This window comes from Flavobacterium sp. GNP008 (assembly GCF_056428965.1).
Genome location: NZ_JBWJVL010000003.1, coordinates 236,704 through 255,720, shown reverse-complemented (window position 1 = coordinate 255,720; position 19,017 = coordinate 236,704). Strand labels below are relative to the sequence as shown.

At 33.9% G+C, this 19,017-nt stretch carries 16 protein-coding genes; 11 read left to right on the top strand and 5 right to left on the bottom strand.

The window, feature by feature from the left end:
• Positions 1-52 precede the first annotated feature (52 nt).
• Positions 53-799, bottom strand: a complete 747-nt coding sequence (locus AC0608_RS10570) for a rhomboid family intramembrane serine protease (protein ID WP_478289033.1) — start codon at positions 797-799, stop codon at positions 53-55.
• A complete protein-coding gene (gene mutL / locus AC0608_RS10565; RefSeq protein ID WP_478289032.1) occupies positions 796-2,637 on the bottom strand; it encodes a DNA mismatch repair endonuclease MutL in 1,842 nt (613 codons plus the stop codon). Before mutL ends, AC0608_RS10570 begins: the two co-directional genes overlap by 4 nt.
• A gap of 396 nt (positions 2,638-3,033) precedes the next feature.
• On the opposite strand from mutL, the gene AC0608_RS10560 reads away from it, so the two are divergent.
• Positions 3,034-3,606, top strand: a complete 573-nt coding sequence (locus AC0608_RS10560) for a YciE/YciF ferroxidase family protein (protein ID WP_478289031.1) — start codon at positions 3,034-3,036, stop codon at positions 3,604-3,606.
• 174 nt (positions 3,607-3,780) lie between these two features.
• Here the strand turns inward: AC0608_RS10560 and ribH are convergent, their stop codons facing one another.
• A complete protein-coding gene (gene ribH, locus AC0608_RS10555) occupies positions 3,781-4,356 on the bottom strand; it encodes a 6,7-dimethyl-8-ribityllumazine synthase (protein ID WP_478289030.1) in 576 nt (191 codons plus the stop codon).
• Between the two features lie 85 nt (positions 4,357-4,441).
• A complete protein-coding gene (locus AC0608_RS10550) occupies positions 4,442-5,221 on the bottom strand; it encodes a tetratricopeptide repeat protein (RefSeq protein WP_478289029.1) in 780 nt (259 codons plus the stop codon).
• Between the two features lie 232 nt (positions 5,222-5,453).
• Between AC0608_RS10550 and recF the strand changes: the two genes are divergently transcribed.
• The 9 genes from recF to AC0608_RS10505 all read left to right on the top strand — a co-directional run bounded on the left by recF (position 5,454) and on the right by AC0608_RS10505 (position 14,363).
• Positions 5,454-6,533 (top strand): DNA replication/repair protein RecF, encoded by a 1,080-nt coding sequence (gene recF, locus AC0608_RS10545; protein WP_478289028.1) that lies wholly within the window; start codon positions 5,454-5,456, stop codon positions 6,531-6,533.
• Between the two features lie 72 nt (positions 6,534-6,605).
• Positions 6,606-7,304, top strand: coding sequence for a thioredoxin domain-containing protein (locus AC0608_RS10540; protein ID WP_417960695.1), 699 nt, complete (start codon positions 6,606-6,608; stop codon positions 7,302-7,304).
• Positions 7,305-7,310: 6 nt separating this feature from the next.
• Positions 7,311-7,982: a DUF2461 domain-containing protein gene (locus tag AC0608_RS10535; protein ID WP_417960697.1), complete on the top strand. Its 672-nt coding sequence runs from the start codon at positions 7,311-7,313 to the stop codon at positions 7,980-7,982.
• Between the two features lie 5 nt (positions 7,983-7,987).
• Positions 7,988-9,055 (top strand): glycosyltransferase family 4 protein, encoded by a 1,068-nt coding sequence (locus AC0608_RS10530; protein ID WP_478289027.1) that lies wholly within the window; start codon positions 7,988-7,990, stop codon positions 9,053-9,055.
• A gap of 2 nt (positions 9,056-9,057) precedes the next feature.
• Positions 9,058-10,905 (top strand): asparagine synthase (glutamine-hydrolyzing), encoded by a 1,848-nt coding sequence (asnB, locus tag AC0608_RS10525; protein ID WP_478289026.1) that lies wholly within the window; start codon positions 9,058-9,060, stop codon positions 10,903-10,905.
• A 48-nt stretch (positions 10,906-10,953) separates the two neighbouring features.
• Complete coding sequence (murB, locus tag AC0608_RS10520) at positions 10,954-11,967, top strand: UDP-N-acetylmuramate dehydrogenase (RefSeq protein WP_478289025.1); 1,014 nt, start codon at positions 10,954-10,956, stop codon at positions 11,965-11,967.
• A 33-nt stretch (positions 11,968-12,000) separates the two neighbouring features.
• Positions 12,001-12,615, top strand: a complete 615-nt coding sequence (locus AC0608_RS10515) for an FMN-binding negative transcriptional regulator (protein WP_417990256.1) — start codon at positions 12,001-12,003, stop codon at positions 12,613-12,615.
• A gap of 99 nt (positions 12,616-12,714) precedes the next feature.
• Positions 12,715-13,821, top strand: coding sequence for a glycosyltransferase (locus AC0608_RS10510; RefSeq protein ID WP_478289024.1), 1,107 nt, complete (start codon positions 12,715-12,717; stop codon positions 13,819-13,821).
• Complete coding sequence (locus tag AC0608_RS10505; RefSeq protein WP_417960709.1) at positions 13,812-14,363, top strand: RNA polymerase sigma factor; 552 nt, start codon at positions 13,812-13,814, stop codon at positions 14,361-14,363. Before AC0608_RS10510 ends, AC0608_RS10505 begins: the two co-directional genes overlap by 10 nt.
• 84 nt (positions 14,364-14,447) lie before the next feature.
• Here the strand turns inward: AC0608_RS10505 and AC0608_RS10500 are convergent, their stop codons facing one another.
• Positions 14,448-15,200: a glycerophosphodiester phosphodiesterase gene (locus AC0608_RS10500; RefSeq protein ID WP_478289023.1), complete on the bottom strand. Its 753-nt coding sequence runs from the start codon at positions 15,198-15,200 to the stop codon at positions 14,448-14,450.
• Positions 15,201-15,594: 394 nt separating this feature from the next.
• Here AC0608_RS10500 and AC0608_RS10495 point away from each other — a divergent pair, with 394 nt between their 5' ends.
• Complete coding sequence (locus AC0608_RS10495) at positions 15,595-18,771, top strand: TonB-dependent receptor (protein WP_478289022.1); 3,177 nt, start codon at positions 15,595-15,597, stop codon at positions 18,769-18,771.
• The last annotated feature ends 246 nt before the right edge of the window (positions 18,772-19,017 follow it).

Genomic DNA, 19,017 nt, shown 5'->3' with positions numbered 1-19,017 from the left:
TTATAATTTAAAATCTGTAATTTGGCTACAACTACTTTAAAGAGTTACAGTTTTAATTCCAACGATTTTTATTAAACTGATTTTTCTTCCAGTACCACATGATAATAAAACCAAACAAAGCACCCCCAACGTGTGCAAAATGAGCTATTCCGCCACCTCCAAAAATAGACTTTCCAGAAATCCCCAGGTACAAATCAATTAATACTAAACCGGGAACAAAATATTTGGCTTTTATCGGCACAGGAATAAACATCAAAGCCAATTCAGCATTGGGAAACATAAAAGCAAATGCCACAATCGTTCCATAAATAGCTCCCGAAGCACCTACTGCAGTTCCCATGTAGGCACTTGTAAAATTCTGAAAATCAGAAACAGATAGAATTTCCTGCCATCTCGTATTAATTTTCCCTTCGTTTAAAACTTGTAAAACTTCTTGTTTGGGAAATCCATTAGCGATTAAAGTATTCAAACTCTCTTGAAAATAGTAATAATTGACACCGGTGTGCAACAAAGCAGCGCCTAATCCACAAGAAATATAGAAAAATAAGAATTTTTTACTACCCCATATTTGTTCTAATGCTGATCCAAAAGAATACAAGGCAAACATATTGAAAAAAATATGCATAAAGCCACCATGCATAAACATGTGTGTTACTGGTTGCCACAATTGAAAATCAGGGTTCTCAGGGAAATACAAAGCCAGTATTTTATAGGCTGGTTCTTTTATAATAAGTGTTCCTACAAAAAACAATACATTGATAATAATTAATTGTTTTACTGTTTCAGTTACGGTTCTCATATTGCAAATTTTTTATCTAAATCTTCTACACGCATGGTGATGAAAGTGGGTTTTTGAAATGGGGAAACATTGGGATCTTTACAGGCAAAAAGTCCATTCACCAAATTTTCCTGTTCTTTTTCGGTAAGGTGTGTTCCTGTTTTTACCGCTAAACTTTTGGCCATTGATTTAGCAATGGTGTCGTTTTGACTGAAACTACTTTCTGGTATCCCATCCTGTAAGTCGCTCAATAATTGTTCTAAAACCAATGAAACTTCACTTTCGGTACTATTGACTGGAATTCCTGAAATAACAATATGGTCTGCATTATTTTCTTCAAAAACAAATCCGGTGTTCCTAAGGGAAAGTTGCAATTCAGCGATGAGCTCCATTTCGACAGATGAAAAAAACAAGTTCAACGGGAACAACAGCTGTTGGCTCGACGCTTGCTGCACTGTCATGTTTATCAAAAATTGTTCATATAAAACACGTTGATGCGCCCGCTGCTGATCGACAATTACCATTCCTGATTTGATCGATGAGACAATGTATTTCTTATGAATTTGATAGGTTTTATGAACGGAATGCTCAACCTCTTCGTCATTAAATAAAGAGGAAGTCACCTCTTCATTTTCAAAAAAAACCTGCCCAATTTCATCCGTATCTTGTTTCAACCCTACATATAGACTCTCCCAATTAGCGGTTGATTCTGGTTTCTTATAATTCAAAAAATGCTTATTGGGTTTATCATCAGAGAAAGGATTAAAATTTCCATCAACCTGAATAGTCGGTGTGGCTCCTTCTAAATCTTTATAATGGTAGGGTGTATCCAAATTCGAATCCCGTTCAAAATCTAAAATCGGAGCTACATTAAACTGCCCCAAACTATGCTTGATTGAAGCTCTTAAAATAGCATATAACGCATGTTCATCATCAAACTTGATCTCCGTTTTAGTGGGATGAATATTGATGTCAATAGTATTAGGAGGCACCGATAAATAGAGAAAATAACTGGGTTGCGCACCATCTTTCAAGATTCCATCATACGCTGCCATAACCGCATGATGTAAATAACCGCTTTTTATAAAACGATCATTAACAAAGAAAAACTGTTCTCCACGATTTTTTTTGGCAAATTCAGGTTTGCTAACAAATCCTTGAATCGCTACTATTTCGGTTTCTTCCTGAACCGGGACTAATTTCTCATTCGTTTTACCTGAGAAAATAGTAACAATTCGTTGTCGTAAAGTAGATGGTGGCAAATTGAACATTTCACTACCATTGTGATAAAACGTAAAATGTATTTTTGGATGAGCCAAAGCCACACGTTGAAATTCATCGATAATATGACGATATTCCACCGTATCTGATTTCAGAAAATTACGTCGCGCCGGAATATTAAAAAATAAGTTTTTCACTGCAAATGAAGTACCTTTAGGTAAAACAGCTACGGCTTGCGACACAAACTTACTTCCTTCAATAATTATATGATTTCCGAGTTCCTGCTGATCCTGCTTAGTTTTCATTTCTACATGAGCTATCGCGGCAATAGAAGCCAATGCTTCACCCCGAAATCCTTTAGTATGCAAGGAGAATAAATCTTCCGCTTTACGAATTTTAGAGGTGGCATGACGTTCAAAACACAAGCGGGCATCCGTAACACTCATTCCTAAACCATTATCGATTACATGTACCAAAGCTTTCCCAGCATCTTTGATAATTAATTTAATATCTGTTGCCCTAGCATCTACTGCATTTTCAAGCAATTCTTTGACAACGGAGGCAGGTCTTTGCACCACTTCTCCTGCAGCAATTTGATTGGCAACGTGATCAGGAAGTAATTGAATTATACTCGACATTAAAAAATTTAGGTTTAAAGTTTATGGTTTATCGTTTTTAAAAACCAAGAACTACAAATTTAATGAATTTCTAGTGGGTTTTATTATTAATATGCTTTTTAAAAACAAAAATTCACAACGTGATAATTTGATTAAGCATGTCATAGTAAGAATGATTACAACCCGTCCCAACTCGCAAGATCTATTACAGTCTAGAAAATATAGTAAACATAAATCTCCTCTTTTTAATTCTAAATCAAGCACAGAAAAGCAAATTAAGACTAAGTCATAAATAACTGATAAACAAGTACATGAAGTGTTAATTTTGAAAATTTTTAACAAAATTATATAATCCCTATACCTGTTTAAAACTTAAATTTGTTATTTCAAACAAGTTAACTATTAAAAATATTTATTATGAAAACGACCAATGAAAAACAAGAAGACACAAAAGTAGACCCTAAAAAAGGAGCTGTAAAAGCAAAACCAGATGCTGCACAAGGTTTAAGAGATTTTTTTGAAGACGGATTAAAAGATATCTTTTGGGCGGAACATGCACTTACAAAAGCCATTCCTAAAATGGCAAAAAATGCTACTTCTTCAAAACTAATACATGCCTTTGAAAATCATTTAAAAGAAACAGAGGAGCACGTAACTCGTTTAGAAAAAGTATTTGAATCTTTAGGTCTGAAAGCCGTTGGCAAAAAATGTGATGCAATGGAAGGTCTACTCAAAGAAGCCGATGGGATTATGGAAGAAACCGAGTTAGGTGTAGTACGTGATGCAGCAATTATTGCAGCAGCTCAAAAAGTAGAACATTACGAAATTGCTACTTACGGCACTTTACGTGCTTACGCATTGACACTTGGCGAAAACAAAGCAGCTACTTTATTAGCTAAAACTCTTGAAGAAGAGAAAAAAGCAGATGTATCCTTAACCGAGATTGCTTTATCTGATATCAATTTGAATGCAGCTCATGCGCACGCATAATTCATTGGTATAATTTGTAATTCATAAAACAGTTTACACCGTTTATCATTGCATCTTACTTTCGAAACAAGATTCGTACATAAAATCTCCTATAAATCTTTTAGAAAACCCATAAAAAAAACCTACTCCAATGGGGTAGGTTTTTACATATACATTAAAAATAAAATAAAATATCTATTCTTTTAATTCTAAAGGAAATCCTTCTTCTAACTGGATAGCACCTGAAGATAATAAATGCTGATTATCTATTTGATGTGACAATGAAGATTGTTGACGGATGTATGCCATTTTTATGGCTGCAATAGCCGCTTCAGTACCTTTATTTCCGTGAATTCCTCCACTCCTGTCTATGGACTGTTGCATCGTATTGTCCGTAAGTACACAAAATATAACTGGAACATCTGTTTGAACGTTCAAATCTTTAATTCCTTGTGTTACCCCTTCACATACAAAATCAAAATGTTTTGTTTGACCTTGAATCACACAGCCAATAACAATTACAGCATCGACATTTTGAGTTTGCAGCATTTTTTTAGCGCCATATACAAGCTCAAAACTCCCTGGAACATTCCAACGAATAATTTGTCCAGATGGAACTTCGTTTTCTAATAATGTTTGAAACGCCCCATTAAATAGACCTTCCGTTATGGCTTCATTCCACTCCGCAACTACAATACCAAAACGGAATTTTTTAGCATTGGGAACACTATTTCTGTCGTATTCAGATAAATTTTTATTTTCGGTAGCCATTTGATTTTAGTTTTAGATTGCACGTTTTATTGCATCATTAAAGATAGAATTTTCAAATTTAAAATCTACAATCTCATATCACTATTTATTCTTGTGCCAATCCTATCAAAACATCTATGGAAGCACCTTCTGGAGTAGCTTCATAATTTTCTTTGATAGTTGTAAAATATTTCAATGCGTCCGTTTTATTCCCTAAGGTCAAAGCTGTCTTTCCGGCTTTCAATAAGAAACGTGGCGTTGTAAAATCATTTTTATTTGATTCTGCAGCTTTCACATAACTGTCTAAAGCCTCTTTTGGCTGATTTTTTTGAGAATAAGCATCTCCCATTGCTCCTTTTGCCAAAGCACCTAAAACAATATCATCTGATTTAAACTTACTCAAATACGCAATCGCTTCAGTATATTTACCTGTGTTCAAATATGCAATACCCGCATAATAATTAGCTAAATTACCCGCATCAGTTCCTGAATATTCATCAGCAATTTTCAAGAATCCAAACTTTCCTTCTGAACCATTCAAAGACAATTTATACAACGAGTCACTTGCTATTCCGTCAGTTGCTTTTTGAAAATTTTGTTGTGCAACAAACATTTCATTAGCAGCTTCGTCTTGTTGTGGTGCAGCAATAAATCTTTGATATGCTAAATAACCAATAGTAAATAAGGCAGCAGCGGCAACTAATCCAATAATAATTTTTTGGTTTTTAGCAACCCAATCCTCCGTTATTGAAGCGGTTTCATCTAATTTTGAAAAAACCTCCGCAGTTGTGCTGTCTTTTTCATCAATAACTACTGCTTCAACTCCTGCTTCTTTTACTTCTTTTTCTTTTGGTGCTTTATATCCTCTTTTACTGTAAGTAGCCATTTCAATTTAATTTAGTGAATCGCAAAAATAAAATTTTTATTCAAACCCACGCAAAAAATATGCTTTTATATTCAAAAAAAATATCCTGCCTGATTCTTTCTTTCGAATGGCAAAATAATTGCCACAGAAAAATTGGAAAAGGCCTTTATATCAATATTTTTCAATAATTTGCACCCTCTTTGAAAAACGCGTCCAAAAACAGCAAAGTTCTCAATACCAGCAAGCCTTACCCATGTATTTAAAAAAAATTTCATTATTCAATTACAAGAATTTCTCAGAAGCTAATTTTGAATTTGACAGTAAAATAAATTGTTTCGTAGGTAAAAACGGTATTGGCAAAACCAATGTACTCGATGCAATCTACCATCTATCGTATGGAAAAAGCTATTTTAATCCGTTAGCCGTTCAGAATATTAAACACGGAGAGGAATTTTTTGTGATTGATGCTGAATTTGAGAAGAATAACAGGACTGAACAAATTGTCTGCAGTCTCAAGAAAGGCCAGAAAAAAATATTAAAACGAAACGGTAAAGCGTATGATAAATTCTCGGACCATATTGGGTTTATTCCTTTGGTTATTATTTCTCCAGCAGACAGAGATTTAATTGTGGAAGGCAGCGAAACCAGAAGAAAATTTATGGACAGCGTCATTTCACAGCTGGATTCTCAATACTTACAGCAACTCATTCAATACCAAAAAGTAATGAGTCAGCGCAATGCTTTATTGAAATATTTTGCATTAAATCATGTTTTCGAAAACGATACGTTGTCCATATATAATGAGCAGCTCAACGGTTTTGGAAATTATATTTTCGAAAAAAGAAAAGAATTTATTGAAGCATTTATCCCTATTTTCAACAGCCACCATCAAGCCATAACAGGTTCTCAGGAAACCGTTCAACTCGTCTATGAAAGCCATTTATTCGAAAAAGAGTTGTTGCTACTTTTACAAGAAAACATTAACAAAGACAGAGCCCTACATTATACCAGTGTAGGGATTCACAAAGACGATTTAGCCTTTGAAATTGATCAACATCCTATAAAGAAATTTGGCTCTCAAGGGCAACAAAAATCCTATTTGATCGCTTTAAAATTAGCACAATTCGAGTTTTTAAAAAAACAAAGTGGTGTAAAACCAATTTTACTGTTTGATGACGTATTTGATAAACTAGACGAAAGTCGTGTGGCTAAAATAATCGAAATGGTCAATAGCGATACTTTTGGACAACTTTTTATTTCTGACACGCATCCTGAACGAACTGAAGCAATTGTAAAATCGACACATCAAACCTATAAAATTTTCAACTTATAACTTTAATTTAATAATTATACCATTCAAAAAATTGAAAAATCACTTAATTTAGCCTCTCCAAATTAAAATTCAATGAAACTTAATCAAATATTCCTCTTACTCTTACCTTTTGTTGTTTTATCCTGTACCGGACAAACTTCGAAAGACAACAAAACGATCGATGCAAAAGCTTTTGCTGAAAAAATTGGGGCTACGTCGAATCCACAAATTCTGGATGTACGAACTCCAGAAGAATTTCATTCAGACCATATTGATAAAGCCGTAAATATAAATTGGCTAGGGGATCATTTTGTAGCCAGCACAGCAAAACTAGATAAAACAAAACCCGTTTTTGTATATTGTAAAAGCGGAGGAAGAAGCCAAAGTGCCGTTCAAAAAATGAAAGAACTTGGGTTTACAACAATTTATCAGTTACAAGGCGGAATATTAAAATGGGATGCTGCTGGATTATCTAAACCCACTAGCAAAATTATAGGAATGACTGTACTGGAATACAACAAATTAGTAGACACTGACAAAAAAATATTGATTAATTTTTATGCTGAATGGTGCGCCCCGTGTAAAAAAATGACGCCGTACCTTTTGAAAATGCAACAAGATTTATCAGATGAAGTTACTATTATTCGATTGAATGCTGACGAAAACAAAACTTTGATTTCCGAAATGAAAATCAGCGAACTCCCGACATTATTATTGTACGAGAATAAAGAAGTTAAATGGAAGCATTCCGGTTTTATAAAAGAAGAGGAATTAAAAAAACAAATACAATAAATCAAGATGCTTTCAAAAGACACACTGCAATTTATGGAGGATTTAAAAGCCAACAATAATCGAGATTGGTTTTTAGAGAATAAAAAACGGTACGAATCCTTTAAGCAAGACTACCAGCAATTAGTTAGTGCTTTACTGGACTCTATGAAACCACTAGATCCCTCGCTGGAAATGCTTGAAGTAAAAAATTGTACTTTTAGAATTAACCGCGATATCCGTTTTTCAAAGGACAAGACGCCTTACAAATCACACTTGGGCATTTGGCTTTCTTCTGGTGCAAAAGGTCAGAATCGCTCGGGGTATTACATCCATTTAGAAAAAGGAGGTAGTTTTATTGCCGGAGGATTGTACTGTCCGGAAGCAGATGACTTAAAAAAAATGCGTAAAGAAATTGCTTATTTCTATGATGATTTAGAAGTTATTCTAAATGAAAAAAAATTTAAAGAGGAATTTAACGATTTTGATCGCAATGAAAAAAACATGTTGAAAAACCCGCCAAGGGGTTACGAAAAAGAGCATCCAGCAATTGAATTATTAAAATTGAAAAGTTTTGAATCCTCGCAGAAAATTGATATTTCTTCCGTTTCTAAAAAAGATTTCGTAGCAATCATAAGTGAAAAACTAATTGCGTTAAAACCGCTGAACGATTTCATAAATCGAGCTTTAACTTCGGAGTGATTATAATGAAAAAAAAGAAAATACTTTTTCTTGGAGAAGCCTACAGAGCCGATGCCATCACCTGGATAAACGGACTCAAAGAATTTGGTGATTTCGAAATCATCACTTGGGAATTAAAAACGCCCAACACCGGTATTCGGAACCGAATCTTAAGGATTTTCGAATTTAAATTAGCTGTTTTTAAAATTAGAAAAATAATAAAAGCTCAACAACCAGACATGGTTATTGCCGAAAGAACAACCAGTTACGGTTTTCTTGCTGCATTATCAGGCATAAAACCCGTAGCAATTGCGCAACAAGGAATTACCGATTTATGGCCTGAAAATTCAATTTTACTACCTCTAAAAAGAATTATTCAAAATTATGCTTTTCAAAAAGCTACTTTAATTCATGCTTGGGGTCCTGTGATGACTTTTTCTATGATCGACGCCAAAGTTGATATGAAGAAGGTTTTAGTGTTGCCTAAAGGAATTGATCTGGCAAAATTTGAAGATAAAAACAATGCCAATCCAGAAAAAATTTCTGCTATAGTCACGCGTTCTTTGTTACCGGAATACCGACATGATATTATTTTAAAAGCATTTGCTATTTTAAACCAAAAAGAAATAGATTTCGTACTTACAATTATAGGAGATGGTAGCCAACTTTGCAAACTCAAGAGTTTAGCTGAGAAATTAGGGATTGAAGAGAAAGTTATCTTTACAGGAAGAATCCCTAATACTGCATTACCAAAGCTACTGCAACAGTGTAACATTTACATTAGTATGCCAATAACCGAAGGAGTTTCGGCATCCTTATTTGAAGCTATGGCAACAAATTGTTATCCCATCGTAAGTGATATTCCAGGGAATCAAAGTTGGATAAAACACCGTGATAATGGTTTACTGATTCCTTTAAATGATTCTAGAAAATTAGCTCAAGAGTTAATTTGGTCCTTCGAAAATTCTGAACATCGTAAACGTGCCGTTTTTAAAAACAGAAGACTTGTTGAGGAAAAAACAAATTACAGCATCAATATGAAAATAATAGCACAGAAATACCATCAATTAATTAACTCAAATCTCTCTCATTAATAATGTGTGGAATTAATGGAATCTTGCATTTACAATTGCAAAGAAAAGTTGACGAGCGCATACTTACTAAGATGCGGGATTCACTGGAACATCGAGGCCCCGATGACAAGGGATTATTTATAGAAAACAACATCGGTTTTGGACACCGAAGACTCTCAATTCTGGATGTTTCATTAGCAGGCCACCAACCTTTTCTTTCAGAAAACGGAAGGTATATTATGGTTTATAATGGTGAAATTTACAATTTTAAAGAATTTTATCCTGAACTAAAAAACAAGGGATTTGATATCAGAACTAATTCTGACACTGAAGTTCTGATGAAATTATTTCAATTACACGGTTTAAAAATGCTAAACCGCCTCAACGGGATGTTTGCCTTTGCCATTTGGGACAAAGAACAAAAAAAACTGACTGTGGTTCGGGACAGAATGGGTGTAAAACCCTTGTATTATTCTTTTTTCAATGAAACGTTCTATTTTGCATCAGAACAAAAAGCACTTTTTACTGCTGGAGTTCCATTTAAAATGGCACAGGACGGACTGGAAGAATATATTTTTAACCGATTTGTTGCCGGTGAAAACACTTTATATCAGAACATAAAAAAGGTATTGCCGGGACACATCATGACTATTCATGAAGATGGAAAAGTCACAACTGAAAAATGGTGGGATTTAAAAAGAGAAATACAGAATCAAACCGAAATTAAAAATCCGATTGAATGGTTCCGGGAAACTTTTGATGATTCTGTTAAAATGCGAATGGTAAGTGATGTCCCCGTAGGAGTTTTATTGAGTGGCGGACTCGATTCTTCCTCCATTTTAGCTTCCTTATACCACCAAAATTACAAAGACATACAAACTTTTAATATTGGTTTCAAAGAGAAAGAACATAACGAAGCCCATTTGGCTAAAAGGATGGCGGAGAAATGCAACTATGGATTTCAAACCCTAAAATTAGAAGACAACAACCTTTACGATCAATTAATACGGTCGACTTATTTTCAAGATGAACCCATAATGCATTTGAACGAACCGCATCTTTTAGCGGTTTCTCAAATGGCAAAACCCTCAGTAAAAGTATTACTTTCTGGTGAAGGAGCTGACGAATTAATGGGAGGATATGTGCGATACAAAACCTTACAATATCCATCATTATTGCATGCAATAAAAATGATTGGTACTATAGATCTTTTTACAAAAACCCCGAGATACGAAAAATTAATACGCTACGCTCAAATCAATAGTGAATCCGATTTAGTCATTTATAATGGCTCTAACATCTATCCAAATGATATTGCGAAAACTTTCGGAATTAATTCACAACCAAAAAACGAATACAGAAAACAAATTTATAAAGAAGCAAAATCTTTATATCCCAATAACCTGCGCAGACAGGCTCTTTATTTTGATCAACACACTTATTTATGCTCACTCCTTGACCGGAATGACCGGTGTACGATGGGTGCTTCCATTGAGTGCAGGGAACCGTTCTTAGACCCGAGATTAATTGTTGGATTAGGATCCTTGGACGATAAATGGCTCTTTACTGGAAAAAAAAGCAAGTTCATTCTAAAAAAAGCAATGGAAAAGCGTTTGCCTACAGAAATCCTAGAATTCAAAAAAGTTGGTCTGAGTGCTCCTTGGGGAGATTACATTACTAAAAGTCATGCCTTTAAAGATGAACTAGACTCTTTTTCGAAAAGTGATCTGTTTCAAATGCCTTATTTTGAACACATCAAAATACAGAAACTTGTACTGAATTCACTCAAAGGAGACTCTCGAATGATTCCTTACATTATGCCCTTATTTATGATGCATATTTGGATGAAAACGTATGCAACCAAATTTTAATACTTACTTTTGAACCTACGAGTAAATAATACAAAAGCACTCTCTTTTATGGAAATACTACATGATTTTTCACTAAAAAAATACAACACTTTTGGCATTGAAGCCAAAGCAAAACAGTTTGTCGCCGTTCATTCAAATGAAGATTTGAAAACTATTTTACAAGAAAATAAATCTCATAAAAAATTTATTTTAGGAGGTGGAAGCAATATGCTATTGACTAAAGACGTCGAGGCGCTTGTAATCCATATTGATTTGAAAGGAAAAAAAATAATTGATCAAAATGATGATTTTGTCTGGATCGAAAGTCAAGCTGGCGAAAACTGGCATGAATTTGTGCTTTGGACTGTACTTCAAAATTTTGGCGGATTAGAAAACATGTCACTCATTCCTGGAAATGTTGGCACTACACCAGTGCAAAACATCGGAGCGTACGGAACCGAAATAAAAGACACCTTTATTTCCTGTGAGGCAATGACTATAGAAAATCAGCAAATAAGGACATTTACAAAGGAAGAATGCCATTTTGGCTACAGAGAAAGCGTTTTTAAAAACGAAGTTAAAGATCAATACATTATTACCTCCGTAGTTTATAAATTGACTAAAAAGAACCATAAAATCAACATTTCTTACGGAGATATTTCGACCGAATTAACCCAAAATAACATTTTAAATCCTACGTTAAAAGATGTTAGCAATGCTGTAATTGCCATTCGACAAAGTAAATTACCCGATCCGGCAGTGTTGGGAAACAGCGGGAGTTTTTTTAAAAATCCTATTCTGCTTAAATCAGACTTTGAGAAAATTAAGCAAGCATTTCCAGCAATAAAATATTATGACATTTCAGAAACTGAAGTCAAAGTTCCAGCGGGATGGCTGATTGAACAGGCTGGTTTCAAAGGTAAACGATTTGGTGATGCCGGAATCCATAAAAACCAAGCATTGGTATTAGTGAATTATGGCAATGCCACAGGACAGGAAATTTTGAATGTTTCTAAAAATATTCAAGAGACAATTTTCAAAACTTTTGGCATTCATATTGAAGCCGAAGTAAATGTAATTTAATTATAGATTCAAAAATTTTAATTCCTAATAAACATGTTCATTCCAGAAATTTACAAAAACGAAAATCAAGAAGAAATCAAAAAATTTTTACAAGAAAACAGCTTTGGTATCTTAATCAATCAAACTCATGGAAAATTGTGCGCAACACATATCCCATTGGAATTAGAGACCAATACAGCTGGTAAAGACATTTTATGTGGACATATTTCTAAAGAAAACCCTCAATGGAATGGTTTTACTGACAGTGATCAAGTTTTAGCAGTATTCTCTGGACCTCATTCCTATATTTCGTCTTCATGGTACGATCATGAAAATGTACCTACATGGAACTATATAGCCATACATGTATATGGAAAAGTAAAAATTATTGAAGGAGATGCCGTCATCGAATCCTTAAAAAAATTAGTTGATAAATACGAGCTAAATTCTGAAAATCCAGTTCGAGTAGAAAATTTATCAAAAAAAACCATGTTACAAAGCCGCGGCATTGTAGCGTTTGAAATTGAAATCACTGAAATACAAGCCACTAGAAAAATGTCGCAAAATCGTGATGCTAAAAATTATAAAAAAATTGTATCAGAGCTAGAAAAAAGCAATAACAATCAGTCAATAGCTGTTGCAAATGAGATGAAGAAATGTCCAATATAGATTCTTTCAAAATTCATACTTTATAATTTACAATTGGCAATTGTATTCATACCTTCGCACTCTCCTAAAATTTCGGAAATAAAAACTCACTAAACTCAAATGCTTATACTAATCTTTTACATTTTTATCTTTATTGTTGCTGTTCAAATTTTATATTATTTAGGCGTTTTTGGGAAATTTGCTTTCGCAAAAACACAAAAAATAACACCCAAAAAAATTCCCATTTCAGTTATCGTTTGTGCCAAAAATGAAGAAGAAAATGCTATAAATTTCATTCCGCTACTTGCAGAACAAAACTACCCTGATTTTGAAATTGTCCTGATTGATGACGCATCAAGTGATACCACATTGGCAATTTTTGAAGGTTTTGAAAAACAATATCCAAATATTCGTCTGGTAAAAGTAAAAAATAACGAAGCTTTTTGGGGAAATAAAAAATACGCGTTGACTTTAGGTATAAAAGCAGCCAAAAAAGAGTATTTACTTTTCACTGATGCCGATTGTTATCCTACTTCCAAAGATTGGATTACCGCTATGAGTTCCCAGTTTACGATGCAAAAAACAATTGTTTTGGGATATGGAAAATATGAAAAAATTGCTAATTCCTTCCTCAATAAACTAATTCGTTTTGAGACATTGCTTACCGCAATTCAATATTTTTCTTGGGCAAAAATAGGACATCCGTACATGGGTGTAGGAAGAAATTTAGCCTACAAGAAGGAAGAATTTTTCAATGTAAATGGATTTATAGAGCACATGCAAATTCGTTCAGGCGATGATGATTTATTTATAAATCAAGCCGCCAAAGCTAAAAACACCACTATTGCCTACACAACAGAAAGCGTAACGCTTTCTAAACCTAAAACTACCTACAAAGACTGGTTGATACAGAAAAGAAGACACGTAGCTACGGCAAATTATTACAAACCTTTCGATAAGTTACAGTTAGGTACATTCTATTGTTCCCAATTGCTCTTTATAGTGCTGCCCATTGTATTGCTGTCTTTTCAATACCAATGGATTTTAGTATTGATTTTAATTGCGCTTAGATACCTTATTGCTTGGATTGTAATCGGATTTTCGGCAGCTAAATTAAAAGAAAAAGATGTTGTATATTGGTATCCAATAATTGAATTGGTTTTAATATTAACCCAAATCAATATATTTATTACAAATACATTCTCAAAACCGGTACATTGGAAATAAACACACAAATAGAAAAAGCGAAACAAGGCGATCAGGCTGCCTTTACTTTTCTATTGAATTATTACTGGAATGAAGTGTATGGTTTTATGCTAAAACGTACCGAAAATGAAACCAATGCCGAGGACATTACTATTGAAACATTCTCGAAAGCTTTTGACAAACTAGCTACTTACAACTCTGAATTTCAGTTTAATACTTGGCTCATCGCCATTGCAAAAAACGTACATATCGATGTACTGCGAAAAAAAAAATCGAGTCTTTTTATCGAAATTACCGATGAGGAAGACCATCAAGCCTACAACATAGCCGACACTACCCCATCTGCAGAAGACGAATTAATTACCGAACAAAATCTTTCGCAATTATTACGGTTTATTAAAGAACTAAAACCTCATTATCAAGAAGTTATTCAGTTGCGGTATTTTCAGGAAATGAGTTATCAGGAAATCGCAAATAAAATGAATGAACCCTTAAGTAATGTAAAAGTTAAATTGCTTCGCGCTAAAAAATTATTAGCAGAAATCATTCAAAGCAGACGATAAATTTCAAAAAATCATATTGTATAAAATAAAAAAACGATCCAAAATAACTTCAGATCGCTTTAAAAGATGCTATATATTCTAGGACTATCTTACAATTCTCTCTGGATAATCCGTAATAATTCCGTTTACTTTAAGTTCCTGTAAATCCTTAATATCCAGAGGTTCATTCACCGTCCAAGGATAAATTTTAAAATCATTCGCCTTCATTACGGCAACATTTTCAGCAGTTAAAGTCTTATAATACGGATTAATTGCTTGCGCATTAAGTTCCTTTCCTATTTTAATAATACTTTCAATAGGCTCTTTATACGTAAGTAAACCAATCGCTATTTCCTTACTTAAAGATCGCATGGTTTGTAATTCCCCAATACGAAAACTAGAAATAAAGAAATCCTTATTACTCCAACCTTTTTTCTTGTATTCTTCTATTATTCTATAGGTATCAGTCGCAGTATTAGTCCCTTTTAATTCAATATTAAGGACTGCCTTTTTATCGATAACCGCTATCACTTCTTGCAGTGTTGGGATTTGATGTTTCCCAGCTACCAGAACCTTTCTTAAATCATCAAAAGTGTAATCTTCAATTTTTCCTTTTGCATTGGTGAGGCGATCCAAATCATCATCGTGAAAAACCACCAGTTCGCCTGTTTTAATTTTAAAAACATCGATTTCTAGCATATCCGCTTTCAATTCAATTCCTTTTTTTATGGATGCTAATGTATTCTCTGTGGCATGCCCCATCGCTCCTCTATGCCCACAGACCACAAACTTGTTTGAGGAACAATTTAAAAAAAACAAGGCTAATAAGGAAGCCAGTACTAGTTTCGTGTATTTCATAATTTTTGTTTGAAGTATATCGTAAAAGTAGTTTTTAACAGGAACCCATATATTAAGGATGGATTAAATTATTGCAGTTTTATATCTATATATTAGACTTCTTGACAAATAAATTATCATCTAATTATTACCAAATAAAAAATATATTCTAAAAAAAAAGTCTCTTTTATATTTTTTAATTTAAGTTTTTTTATAAAAAAATGCGCTTTTTATAAATATTAAAATACGGCTCATAAATATTATTTTATTAACAATATCACAAAAACAGCCCTTAGATCATCCCATTTATAACTTTTTTTTAACACAAAAGTATTTTACAGTTATTGTTTAAATAACCCTCTTTTTTTAATAAGTCAATTCCTTTGTCAGCATTAAAAAACAAAAAAAAGTATTCATGAAACAACTCAAACTATTTTTATTTTCTATTGCGCTGACTATTTCAGTGGGCAATACGAATTTTGCCCAAACAACTCAAGCATCTATCTCTGGTACTATTTCAGGCACTAACACTGAGCCACTTAAAGATGCAATGGTTCAAATACGAAATGAGTCAACCGGATTTAAAACCAATTCATTATCAAATTTTAAAGGAGTTTTTACTTTTAAAGAACTCCCACTAGGTGGACCGTACACAATAAGCGTTACCGCTTCAGGATATGGCTTACAACAACGTTCTGGTTATACTTTAAATCAAGGTGATTTAATAAATATTGAAATACTGATGCAAGACGAAATGCAAAACCTTGAAGTGGTTGAAGTAGTTGGCAGAGGTTTAAAAAACAAAACTGGGAATTTAGGAGCTGCAACAGCAGTAACCGCAAAACTAATTAATGCATTACCCGTAAATGGTAGAAACTTTACCAGTTTGATGGATCTATCTCCTTTAACACGAGGAGGAAATATTTCAGGACAATTAGCCTCTTCAACCAATTACACGCTGGACGGAATGAATGCTAAAAATCCAACTTCAGCAGGAGCAACAACTAGCCGAAGCGGTGCTCCATACTCTATATCTATTGAGGCTGTTAGAGAATTCAAGGTGGTCACCAATCAATATGACGTAAGCTATGGCCGAAGTGGCGGTGGAACCGTAAGTGCAGTGACTAAATCCGGTACAAACGACCTTACAGGAAGTATGTTTGCTTACAATCGTGCGGATTGGCTGTCTAGTCCGTATGACATTAGAGGAAACAGGCGTCAAAATGATTTTTCTACAACACAATACGGCTTCACTCTGGGTGGACCAATCATTAAAGACAAATTGCACTTCTTTGTTGCCTGGGACCATCAACAAGATTTACGACCTCTAATCATTGCGGATGTTCAATCCCCAGAGGACGAATTACGTTTTAATGTAACAAGGGCCACTCTTGATAATTTTGTAACAATAGCCCAAAATAAATATGGCGTTTCCAGATCCCCTCAATACGGTTCTTTTGAGAAAAAACGAAATTCTGATGCGGCCTTTGCTCGTATTGACTGGCAAATAAACAATAATAATTTATTGACTGTTCGCAATAATTTTACGTATGACAATAATAAACTAGGTCTTCAAGACAATACTGCCATCAATTTATTTGAGTCAACTGGAGATGATTTAAGTATTGACAATAGTATTCTGGCTTCTTTACGAACCAAAGTAAACACAAGAGTTACTAATGAGCTAAAAATACAACACCTGTATACCTTTCAAGATAGCAGTCCCGGCGACCAACTGCCTTCCTACAACATTCCCCGCGCTATTGTAGAAAACGTTGCTTCTACAATTAATGGTGCTGTGCGAACCACCAATATCCAAATTGGTGGTCATCGATTTGCACAAGAAAAATTCTCTAATAATGTTTTCCAAATCGTTGATAATCTATATTTTAATACGGATAAGATTAAATATACTTTTGGTTTTGATTTAATGCACACCAATTCAAAATCTTTATATGGAAGCGAAGTTAATGGACGTTTCCATTTCAATAGCATTGCTAATTTTGATAACCAAACCCCTTACCGTTACTTCAGAGAAGTACCATTAGTAAGCGATCCTACAGTAACATCCAATATTCTAAATGCTGGTCTTTACGGTCAATTACAAACTAAAATAGCAGTTGGCTTAGACTTGACACTAGGTTTAAGATTTGATTATGCTAAATATCCGTCGGCTACATTTAACCAATTGGTTTTTGATGAATTAGGCATTCGTACGGATAATAAACTACAGTCAGCAATCCTGCAACCCAGAGTACAATTGTCGTGGGATGTAAATGAAAACCATAAGGATTATATACGCTTAGGAGCCGGAATCTTTGCATCTGATTTGAATAATTATGCAATCATCAATAATTTATATTTTGATGGAAATCATACCGCTACGGTAGATGTAAGATCACCAAATGTCCCTATGCCCAATTTTATAGATTATAGAAACAATTATGCTAGTATTCCCACTTTGGATGCTTTTCAATTGCCAACTATTAATTTTACAGGAACTACTGCTAAAGTACCGGTAGTTTATAAGGCTAATGTTTCGTATTCCCATTTTTTTACTGAAAAATTAAAAGCAGGAATAGCCGGTTATGCTACTTTGGGTCGCAACAATTATGTATATGTAGACCGAAATATGGTAGCGAATCCATTTTTCACTTTGGCCAATGAAGGAGACCGTGGTGTATTTGTACCCGCCAGTTCCATTCCTGCAAATGGGGCTGGAGATTGGATGCAAGGACGATTAAGTAATAAATTAGGGCGGGTTTTGGAATTAAACAGCGAAGGTAAAGTCAATCAATTTGCACTAGTCATGGATGCCACATACCGCTATTTTAAAGATGGCGAAATATCCGCGAGTTACACCTTGAATGAAACGAAGGACAATACTTCTTTTAATGGAAATGTAGCCAATACTGCAACTTTGGTATTACCTGTTGAAGATGACCCTAGAGACTTAAGCAAAATGAGTTATTCTGACAATCATTTCCGTCATAAAGTTGTCTTTTACGGAACCCTGCCGTCATTTTATGGGTTTAATGTAGGTGTTCGATATTCCGGTATAGGTGGTACACGATACAGTTTATTATCAGGAGGAAATACGAATGCAGATTTTGTTACAGCTTCAAATGATTTAGCCTACATTTTTGACATCAATAATCCAAGTGTCCCTCAAAACATCAAAACAGGTTTACAAACCATACTTGATAATCCTAATGCAAGCCAAAGTTTAAAAAATTATATCAATAAATACTCTGGTAAATTAGCAGAAAGAAACGGAGGAATAAATGAGTTTTACGGACTTGTTGATGTAAGAATTAGTAAAAAAGTTACTTTGTATAAAAAACAATTTTTAGAATTCACTGCCGACATATTTAATGTTGCCAATTTATTAAATAAAGAATGGGGCGTAAATAAATCCCTTGGAAGCCAGTCCTTGTATGCTTTAGGCACACCTGCCTCTGGAACAACAGCTGCAGTTCCTGGATTTGACAATACAAGACGTCAATTTAATTACAGAGTCAATAATGCCGGGCTTCCCACCCTTTCCGGAAACCCATTTCAAATACAAATTGGATTTAAATATGCTTTCTAAATAATTTAAAGCGTTATAAAACTTATTGCAAAACGCATCCATTAACATGGATGCGTTTTTATTTATAAATTAACTTAAAAATAAGGGTATAAATATTAATTTACCAACATATCAACTAAATAAATAAAAAAATTCTAATTTAGTTGAAAATAAATACTAAATTTATATACTACAATTCCAGCACTATTTTTTAATATAAAATATCCTCTGCTTATGATTTAACTGCTACTTAACCTTAAATCCTTT

What these genes read in the sequence shown, in the direction of transcription:
- AC0608_RS10500 (WP_478289023.1), bottom strand. Translation starts at nt 15,200, where the DNA reads ATGAAATACACGAAACTAGTACTGGCTTCCTTATTAGCCTTGTTTTTT.
- AC0608_RS10570 (WP_478289033.1), bottom strand. Translation starts at nt 799, where the DNA reads ATGAGAACCGTAACTGAAACAGTAAAACAATTAATTATTATCAATGTA.
- murB (WP_478289025.1), top strand. Translation starts at nt 10,954, where the DNA reads ATGGAAATACTACATGATTTTTCACTAAAAAAATACAACACTTTTGGC.
- AC0608_RS10510 (WP_478289024.1), top strand. Translation starts at nt 12,715, where the DNA reads ATGCTTATACTAATCTTTTACATTTTTATCTTTATTGTTGCTGTTCAA.
- AC0608_RS10495 (WP_478289022.1), top strand. Translation starts at nt 15,595, where the DNA reads ATGAAACAACTCAAACTATTTTTATTTTCTATTGCGCTGACTATTTCA.
- AC0608_RS10540 (WP_417960695.1), top strand. Translation starts at nt 6,606, where the DNA reads ATGAAACTTAATCAAATATTCCTCTTACTCTTACCTTTTGTTGTTTTA.
- AC0608_RS10560 (WP_478289031.1), top strand. Translation starts at nt 3,034, where the DNA reads ATGAAAACGACCAATGAAAAACAAGAAGACACAAAAGTAGACCCTAAA.
- AC0608_RS10550 (WP_478289029.1), bottom strand. Translation starts at nt 5,221, where the DNA reads ATGGCTACTTACAGTAAAAGAGGATATAAAGCACCAAAAGAAAAAGAA.
- asnB (WP_478289026.1), top strand. Translation starts at nt 9,058, where the DNA reads ATGTGTGGAATTAATGGAATCTTGCATTTACAATTGCAAAGAAAAGTT.
- AC0608_RS10530 (WP_478289027.1), top strand. Translation starts at nt 7,988, where the DNA reads ATGAAAAAAAAGAAAATACTTTTTCTTGGAGAAGCCTACAGAGCCGAT.
- AC0608_RS10515 (WP_417990256.1), top strand. Translation starts at nt 12,001, where the DNA reads ATGTTCATTCCAGAAATTTACAAAAACGAAAATCAAGAAGAAATCAAA.
- AC0608_RS10535 (WP_417960697.1), top strand. Translation starts at nt 7,311, where the DNA reads ATGCTTTCAAAAGACACACTGCAATTTATGGAGGATTTAAAAGCCAAC.
- mutL (WP_478289032.1), bottom strand. Translation starts at nt 2,637, where the DNA reads ATGTCGAGTATAATTCAATTACTTCCTGATCACGTTGCCAATCAAATT.
- recF (WP_478289028.1), top strand. Translation starts at nt 5,454, where the DNA reads ATGTATTTAAAAAAAATTTCATTATTCAATTACAAGAATTTCTCAGAA.
- ribH (WP_478289030.1), bottom strand. Translation starts at nt 4,356, where the DNA reads ATGGCTACCGAAAATAAAAATTTATCTGAATACGACAGAAATAGTGTT.